Annotated in this window: 5 protein-coding genes; all 5 read right to left on the reverse strand. The window is 47.4% G+C overall.

Going from position 1 to position 9,340, the window contains the following annotated elements:
- Positions 1-199: 199 nt before the first annotated feature.
- Complete coding sequence (locus tag GX441_03155; protein NLI97641.1) at positions 200-4,354, reverse strand: T9SS type A sorting domain-containing protein; 4,155 nt, start codon at positions 4,352-4,354, stop codon at positions 200-202.
- Positions 4,264-5,622 (reverse strand): S8 family serine peptidase, encoded by a 1,359-nt coding sequence (locus GX441_03160; protein NLI97642.1) that lies wholly within the window; start codon positions 5,620-5,622, stop codon positions 4,264-4,266. The genes GX441_03155 and GX441_03160 overlap by 91 nt, the downstream gene beginning before the upstream one ends.
- 80 nt (positions 5,623-5,702) lie before the next feature.
- Positions 5,703-6,764, reverse strand: coding sequence for a hypothetical protein (locus tag GX441_03165; GenBank protein NLI97643.1), 1,062 nt, complete (start codon positions 6,762-6,764; stop codon positions 5,703-5,705).
- 593 nt (positions 6,765-7,357) lie between these two features.
- A complete protein-coding gene (locus GX441_03170; GenBank protein ID NLI97644.1) occupies positions 7,358-8,599 on the reverse strand; it encodes a T9SS type A sorting domain-containing protein in 1,242 nt (413 codons plus the stop codon).
- Positions 8,600-8,808: 209 nt separating this feature from the next.
- Positions 8,809-9,192: a hypothetical protein gene (locus tag GX441_03175; protein ID NLI97645.1), complete on the reverse strand. Its 384-nt coding sequence runs from the start codon at positions 9,190-9,192 to the stop codon at positions 8,809-8,811.
- Positions 9,193-9,340: the final 148 nt, after the last annotated feature.

Raw genomic sequence — 9,340 nt, forward strand, 5'->3', positions numbered from 1 at the left:
AACACGAGCCACCTTCACTGGTCAACACGCGGTATGCCTTCGGGTTTATACTTCGCGAAGTTCAAATCTCCGACGTACTCGTCGAGTGATAAGTTCCTGGTAATTCACTAAGGTGTTCATCAAAAACCTCTCCAAGGTTTTGAGGAACAAAATAGTTGAGGGGCGCTAAGCGTCCCTCTTAATTTTATCTGTTTGAATGTTACTTCAAAAGCACTGCCTTGCGGCTTGCGTTGAAGTCCTTTGTAGCCATTCGAACGAAGTAGACTCCGAATGCCAGCGGTCTAGCCTGGTTGTCCTTTCCGTCCCAGTTGACGCTGTGCACGCCAGCCGCAACCGGTCCGTTGACAAGCGTGCGAACCTCGCGGCCCGTTACATCGTACACCTTCAATGTCACAGGCTCGGCTAAAGGTATGGCAAAGCTTATGGTAGCGGTTTTCGTGAACGGGTTAGGCATCACGTTATCGAGTCTGAACTCGAGAGGCTTAGGACCGGAAGTTTCTTCCTCTCCTCTCGAGTAGTAGCCTTGAGTGGAGCCGTCGGACTCGTATAGTATGAGCCTTGCAAGCGTGGCGTCCGTGCCCGTTATCTTTACCCTCATCGTAGTGTCGCCAGACTCTATCACGAAGTTGTAGCGGGTCAGCGAGCTGTCAGAAACGATTACCGTGTCCGTGTCGCTGCCCACGCTCACGACAAAGCTCTTTGTCGCGTTCGTGTCGTCGTAGAAGAACTCCAGTGCAAGGTTGTAGTCCATGGATGCGTCGAGGCCGTCAAGGGTGTAGATCAGGGAGTCCACTCCCCAGTCAACCTTGTAGGCTCCGAAGTCGCGTGTAGAGCTCCTGTATGTCGTGTATGGGGTAGCCTCTGCGCCGCATTCGAAGTATATCACGGGTAGGATGTCGTCGCATTCGGAGCGATGGCTCGTCACGTAGTAGTTCGAACCCGAAAGGGCTGTCCATTCAAAAGCAAGATGTTTACTTGATAACCTTGAAAGATAGACGTGCGGGTTGTATACGGAATCTGCCATCTCTTCTGTCGCAGTCGTTTTGAACAAGGGGTTGTAGGTGACGAGTTTTGCCTTGTTGTCCTGTGTGCTGATTAGGGTGTATACGCCTGAGGAGGTCGTTATGCCCTTTACCGAACCCTTGAATAGGGTGTCTGTGCCGCGCCAGAACGTGTCGCCCACGCACCGCCACTTGCGAAGAACTATGCTGTCAGACGGAGTACGCTTAGCATAGGTCAGATACACGTTGCCTTCCGTTATGTCTATAGCAGGCCAGGCGAGCGCAGAATCGCTTACGGTATCCACTTCTGCAATGCTTCCTATCCTGGAGACAAAGATGTTCTTGTTGCCGTATACGAAAGAAAGGTATAGGTTATCGTCATCATCTACAGCCATTGCAGGTGCGCAGTATATCGGTGAAAGCGATGCGCCTGTCATGCCGTAAAGGGTGTCTATCTTGATTCCGGAACCGCCAGCTGTCTTGTGGAAGTTGAGAAGAGCAATGGAGTTTAAAGTAGAAGGGCTATTACCCTTAGCAATAAAAGCACTGGTATAAGAAGTATCATCCATTGATATAACTCTGGGTTCAGATATGATCTGAGCCCATGATCCACGCGCTGCTACTAGTGGATTGAAAGAAGGAGCATATACATTACGCTGGTAAAGAGACTGATCACTAGTTGATGCATTTACCCACGAGATGACGGCTGTGTCGTTAACCATACCCACTGACGGGTAACTGCCCGTGGCAGCTATCGTAATAGAAGTGTCCCACTCGTTGCCGTCGTCTGACTCCGAATATATCACGTTGCCCGATGAGTTCGTGAATACCATGCACTCCTTTGAGGAGCCCGCAACCTGCTTGCCAGACGTGTACGCGGTCGAGTTGATGCTTCCCGAGCCATTTGCGATTGAGTACTGGTGCTCGGAGAAGCCGTAGAATGAATCGTTCTCGACGTGTACCCAGTAACGGAACACGAGCGAAGGCGTGGGTTTGTTGGGGACTCGACTCCAGGTATAGGAACCTTTGTATCCCGTATAGACTATTGTATCGGTATCTACCATCTCGGTCCTTATCGTGCCATAAGTGCCGTCTCTGTCCGGGTCAATATCCGAAACAAGACGGGTGAAGGTCGCGCCGCCGTTCACCGAGTAGTCTATATCCAGTCCGTCAGGCGATGAGCCTTCTTCGCATATAACTCCCCAGGGTATTGTTCCGCTCCCGCCTGGTACATAGGGAGGGGGACAGCTTAACTTCGGATCATCAGGCATAGGGTCCCATGGCGCAGTAGGCAATATCGAAAAGCCAGCACTCTGGCCATAACCGAGGACGACATCGTCCGTGTAATTATAAGGTGTTCCTTTGTTATCGTATGCATATACGCGTACGAAAGCCGTATGGTTGTAGTTCTGCTCGTTCGAGGGAACCGCCCAAACCTGTTCACGTTTAGAGTATGGAGCCACAGGGCTAGGCGATACGTACTTCCATGTGCCGCTCAAACCATTGCTCGTGTACTTTAGAACGAAATAGATGTTTTCAGGAGGGTTATTTTTGTTGCTGTATGTCCATTTGATGGGATGATTGTAGCCGGCACTGACATTCTCCCTGTGCGGCTCTGTTACGGTAAGCGATGGTATCTGACCGCCACCCGGGTCTCCTATTCCGAAAACAGGACCTGACAGGATAGCACCACTATCACCATCCCAAGAGGGAATCGAGTAGTGACTCCATTGAACAGCTATCAACTTCTGTGCAGTTCTTCCTGAAAACACGTCTTCGTAGTCATAATGCATATTGCGCGTAAAGCTTTCCCATTCATTAAGACAAGTTCCAGAAGTCCCCATATCTACATAACCCGGTTGGGTCCAAAGGTCGCTGTTATTGCGGCAATAATGCATCCAGTTTGTATCGTCTTGATCGTCGACAATCAATAGTGACAACCTCGCAGCAACAGCCTTGTCGCACTGTGACCAGCTTACTATAAGGTTTTCGGTAACAGGTCCTGTTAGGCTTACGTTTACTTCCTTGCGCATGCTGGGCCACGGATCCAGAGCTGTACTTCCAGACCCTCCGTTGTTATCAACCTTAAAGTCAACATTGCCTAGGCCGTCGCCTGACCAGCGGATGTCAGCGTTTGCGTCGCCGCCCCAGCAGTCTATGTACCACTCGTTCAAGTTCGGGTAATTCTTACTGATTACCATATTGTCAACATAGCATTTGAAATCGCCTTCTTCATCGGCAATGCTGTCGGCATAACACATGACTAGATCAGTAAGCTCATATCCGCTTGCCGGGGTAATGTTGTAGATCATATCAACCCATTGTCCTTTTGGGAAGCTCATGTAGTCTGGAGCCATGCGTGTTCCAAAACGGTCAATACAGTATCCATAATCGTCGTCGAAAAGCCGTGAAAGCCAGCCGTCAGGTTCTGATGCTTTTGCGCTCTTGCCATCGAAGGCGACTCTCGCCACGGTTCTGTTGTTGTAGGTGGGGCAATCCTTAACGTAGAGCTTGGCGTAAAGGAACAGCGGTTTTGAGTCGAATGTTTTCTGGACGTCGACGATCTTTCGGTAAAGGCATTCACCATAAGGGGATTCGCTGTCTTCATTACGGTCGGTTCCTGAAAACTTGAAACAGTAAAGATAACCGCCGGATGGTGGTGTAATTCCCTCCTCCGTGTATTCTACAGTTCTTGCAATAGGCAATCTTACACCCTCTCGGGAACTGGCTCGGTATGCCCAAGGCATATTGACGTAGGGGTAGTCGAATGGAGGTTCAAAACTCGCAACGTCGGAGGAAAGATTATTATAACTCCAAGTTTCATGGTAAACAACAGTTGCATGGTAAGGAGCAAACTTATTTGGATCGCATGGTGCCCAGGTTGTTGTGGGGAGATTGTAGAAGAATAGCCCGTCTTTTTTCTTTTTGAGAAAATAGAAATAAGTAGTCATCGTAACAGAGTTAGTCCCTTGCGAACGTCCAATATACTCCCTTGCGTTGTTTGGAGAAGTATAGTTGTAACCAGTTACATTCATCCATGCTATTGGTGGATTACTCTGGAATGAAGCTCTTCCTGTAGTTACTTCAAGTTTGTATACATCAGCCTTGTAAGTTCCGGAAGGGTATTTTGTTTCGTCCGGGCTAGGAGGAGATGTAAATTCAACCTCTACATCGGTGTCGACTTGAGATAGGTAAGGACCGGGATAACTGGTCTTAGATAGGTAGTAAGGTGGAATGACCCATTGGCATGCTTTTTCGGCATCTACGCATCCATAACCAGTGTAAGTATCCCATCCTGAGCTTGCAGGTGATGCTGTGATATCTCTTGCGGAAAGTTTGAGCAGCCATGCCATATCCCACAGGGTTCAACAAGTGGATTAAGGTCCTTAAGAAGAGCGCAGACGCCGGATACTATCGGTGCGCCAAAAGAGGTTCCACCCTCATAAACATAATCGTTATCGTTTGGAGGATCGTCTAAAGTCCATTCAGTTGTGTACACGAGATCAAGTGGGTTGCTCGACTCTCCAGCCGGGGCGCAGACGCTTGTGTTCGAGTGAGGTATTCCATAACTACAAGGAACACCGTTGCTTTTTAGACCGGCCACAGATAAAACGGAGTTGCGAAAATGATCTAACGATGGACCGGGCTGGTAATCTGTTTCACCTGCCGTAACAACCAAGGAACCATTATTATAGGCATAAATACAAGCGTCCTCAAGAACTTGATAGTAATAGGGAAAACCCCAACTCGCATTAATAACAGGATCACCTCTGTCAGAGCAATGCCTAATAACTTTGGCGGCGTCAGCAGCCATAGCTTGAAATTCATCTTCAGGGCCCCAAGTGTCCCACTTTCCACTGTACAAGGTTGCTAAAGGGGCCACACCGGAGATTCCAAGCCCATCACCGTATGTGCCGTTGTTCTGCTCAGCGGCGATAATTCCTGCAACCCTGGTTCCGTGCTGAGCCGCAGGTGTTACTTCAGCCCAATTCTGATTCTTGTATTTGACTTTTCCTAATGCATTTAGCTCCCAATGGGTGTTGTCGATGCCGCAATCGGTCACGCCAATCTCTATGTTCCTGTTCGCGAGAGAGTACTCCCAGGCTTTTGTCAAACGGATATCCTCATTGGTCACCCAATTTGCGTAATCGCCGGTGTTCTTAAAAGGCCACTGTCTCCAGAATTCAGGATCATCGGGTATATACTCCCTAAGACCTACGGTTGAATTTTTTTGAACCGATATAACCTGGCTCAAAATCGTATCGAGTTCTCCTAGCGCGGAATCCCTCTCACTAGTGCTGGAAAAACCAATCACGAATAAAGCCGTAAGGTCTGGGAATCTCAGAGTGTCATCGCCTGATATGGTTATTGTATCTGCAGGGTTGAATGAAGGCTCGGACACTCCACGTAAAACGTAGTCTGCTCCTAATTGAGAAAGGATTGTTTTTACGGTATCGGGTGCAGTGAGCTGGCCTATTGTACAGCTATCGAGCCCGGAAGGCATGAAGACTGTTGAGCTTCTAAAATGAAGCAATAGTTCCTTTTCAGGTGTAAGAGCCTGACCAATGACAAAGAAAAGCGCAAAAGCCAGACATAGCTTTTGTAGGGTTATACTTTTCACAATTACTCCATGTTTTTTATTTTGTTTTACGGGTTCTTGTTGTTTGAGGATTACCTCCTTTCCCTTTTTTTAGGTTGTTGCTAGTTGTATAGAACCTCTTTCATTATACCTATTTCAAATCCTTGCCACCCAGCTTGATCTCTGAAGACTTTATAAACAATTGAGTTGCCATCCGGTGAGAACTCTGGGGAATTCACTGATTGATATTCAGTATATTTGGTATCCCTGGGTGTTGCATCCAACATCGTCATCGTATCCGCCAAAACGTCCAGAAGCATTATCTGCTCTGATGTTCTTTTAATCAAAGAATCTGCAGGTTGGCATCCCGTAAAGGCAATGTAGCGGGGATCTGTTTGGTTGACAGTACAATCTGAATAATGATTGCAGTCTTTTATCGGAAGCCCCGTTCTCGAATTGCTAGTAAAGGAAAATATGGTATCCATTACTACTACTGCTGTATCGCCAGGAAACAGATCGAAATTCAAAGGGAAGCTTCTTACCTCAAAGTTGTGAGCTAGTATAAGCTCATATTGGCCAGAATTCAAGTTATACCTGCGCAAGCCCTCATAAGGGAAAATCACATAAATAATGCTGTCACTGACCTTCGAGAAATGTGCATAAACATCAGATTCATAGGTGTGAATGGTATCTATTATCTCGCCTTCAAGATCCGTAATCACAAGCATATCCGCTCCCCAGGAAATGTTACCATCCTCCATGGTCTCTTTTTCCCAGTAAGCCAGTCTGTTTCCAACCGGTGCGACCTCGCAAAGCAGGGAACTGCCCTTTACCCTTTTAACTACTTCGACTCCCTTACCTTCAGGGTCTGTCCGGCATATCGCCTGTACAATGTTCGTGTCCTCGAAATTCCAACAGATAAAGTAAATGTAATCACCGCCAGGATCCCATTGTGGATTGGAAATTATTGGGTCTTCTAAAGGCATCTCTTCAAGTTCTACTATTATTTCGGGCTTCGAGGGGCCTGGGAAAATAGAACATGAAAAAATCGTCATTGCGGGAAGAAAAAAAAATAAGCTAAGCAGTCGTATCCGCTTTTTAAAACATTCTGGACATAATGACAAATTTACTTCCAGACCTGTTTGCTTAGGAAATAGCTGTCTCTCACCTACACTCTTATTCACTCTTCCTCTATGAATCCATTATCTAATTATTCACTCCCCTTCAGAAACACTTTTCACTCTGCAACGATAAATTATATCAAAAATCCAATTCTTGTCAAGTAGTTATTGCAACTTAATAATCTCAAACCTAAAGAGGTTTTCTAATGAATCTCTCTCTCTTGCCCTAATCCTGCCCTAAAAATGCCCTAACTGATAGCGATTTGTGGATTTAAGTAAACGCACGTCTTCACAAATGGGTATATAGGCTTACGAGCCTCAAATGAGGCTTTTTATAAGCTCAAAAACTACGCTGCTTAAGTGTATGGTTAAGTTCTATTGACTTCGTGGAAACGGGCTAAAATGCGTCAGTTAGCTTTAGAAATCCGATGCTCTATCCTACTGAGCTACGGGCGCTTATGTGAGTGCAAAGCTTAAGCTTCTTCTCAAGTAGGATATTTTACTCCGCGCAGTGTAGTTGTCAAGATAAGGTCAGGATTAAAGAAACGTAGCCACATTTTATGGTCAAATACTCCCCAAAAGTAGCGGCTGGAAGCCGCATTGGCCGAACGAGCGCTCGAAGCGAGCTTTTGAAGTTTGCCTCTGGCAAACTTCTTCTAACGCAAAACCACCGCCTTCTTCGTTACCGACGTCTTCCCGCTCTCCAACTTTACAAAGTATACCCCGGACGAAAGCCCTGCCTTCATCGCCACTTGCCCCTCGCCCTGGACGCAGAGCGATTCAATCCTTCTGCCCGAAGGATCGTAAAGGCTAATGGTTCCCTGTTCACCTGAGGGGATTGAATAGCGGATTGAGGAGAGTGCAGTAATCTCAAGCTGGATGGCGGAGGGGGTCTCGGCAATCCCCGAGCCGTAGAGGGTTTTGGACATCTCGTCATCTTCGTCGGACTCGTCCGGGTCCATGATGGTGCGAACGATTAGGGTGTAGTTCGAGGCATCAGGAGGGGTAAACTCCTTGAAGGATAACGTATCCTCGGTATCGGCGGGAAGGGAGTAAGGTAATGTATCGGCATATACTATGGTTTCGGCTTTCCTAATCTCCGCAATCACGAGAAAGGTGTCAGCCGCTTTACGGCCAAAGTTCTTAATCCGGGCTGTAGGTGTGTAGCCGGTCGCCTTCCAGACCGAATCGCCGGAAAGTATACCCTTAATACCAACGTCGTAGTCCGCGTAGCCGTTGAGGCTAATATCGTCCCAATAAACCTTCTCGCCTTGCCAGGGTATATCAACCCTGTGCCCCTCGACCCATAAAACAACACTATCAAGGCTTGCGTCAAGTGGAATGTAAGGAGCTTTATCAATTATTTCTTCCTTGATGTTTCTTTTAAACGAATGCCAGAGGGTATCAGTCGGGAAATTGATTATTTCAAGGAATGCGAGATGAGGAACATTGCCGATAGGGATCCTCGGCAATCGGAACAAATATCCAACTTCCCAGTAATTGGGATTCCCCGCATTCACATAAAGAAGAGCCATGGCTATACATGTTTTAGAAGTATCATGTTCGAATGGCTCTACAGAGAATTGAAAGCACAATGTGTCAAGGTCTTCTAACGTTTTTCCGGGATAGAATCCCTGCGTAAGGAATGCGTCCTCGACATACGGCACACCGGGTTGTTCAGGTACGGTACGAGTGTCGCCAGAACCAGAAAAATCGCCTGTAAAAGCCTTATCTGGATCATGGCGATTAGCTACTGCCACACTTGTAATTCCGTAGGTTTTGGTGTATGTATGCCACACGTCGCTGTCCTTCTCGAATCCTGCGTCCTTTACAAGATTCACTTTCTCCAATGCAAGGAGCATCAAGGGCACTACGAAAACAACAGAAAACTTCCTCACTGTGTCCTCCTTATAGAGTGATTAGATAATATCCTATTCCCCTTTAGAAATTTGTCAAGAAGCGCGTTGAAGGCTGATACAGGTTAAGAAACGGTCTGCGGGTGCAACAAGACCCAGGTGCAATACCTTACCCCCACGTCTAATCCGCAAAGAATGGAGGCGGGCTTGCGCCCGCCTCCCCTGGTACGTGCATTATCCCGTGAATCTAGCTACTTTCGTTCCATAGTCCAGGAGCCGTCCCAGCCGTTGAACTTCCACCACTTGCCGTACGCGAGCGCGTCGTTGTTGATGGGGAAGAATCCTGACCAGTGGCCTACGAGCTTGCCAACATCGTCGTAGATATCGCCTTCCTTGACGAAGTAGCAGTCGTCCACTACGTCCCAGGCGACTCCGTACCATGTGCCGCTGTTGTGCAGATAATCTGCGTAGCTGCACCACGAGCCGTTGTAGACGGGCGGGTCAACGGCTTCGCTCAATGATCCTTTTATATCGCCCGCATCGTTGCCGGTGTACGTGCCGAACCAATCCGAGGCGACAAGCGCGCCCGTGAGCATCATGCTGAAGAGCAGCGCTGCCATGCATTTCTTAAGCATGTCTTCTCCTAAGTTAGTTTGTTTATTATACGGATTTTTATGTCCGCATTTTGCCGATATTATAATAAGAAAAATAAATTGTCAATATTTTGAATACAATTACGCTTGGAGCCCGCGGGTTCGGTTCCGGCTGAAAAATCAAACTTAA

Source organism: bacterium (genome assembly GCA_012517375.1).
Classification (GTDB): Bacteria; Hydrothermota; Tepidihabitantia; order B3-TA06; family B3-TA06; genus JAAYVC01.

Bases quoted from the DNA above. Each gene is read 5' to 3' on its own strand.
- GX441_03175 (NLI97645.1), bottom strand. From the start codon at position 9,192: ATGCTTAAGAAATGCATGGCAGCGCTGCTCTTCAGCATGATGCTCACG.
- GX441_03155 (NLI97641.1), bottom strand. From the start codon at position 4,354: ATGGCATGGCTGCTCAAACTTTCCGCAAGAGATATCACAGCATCACCT.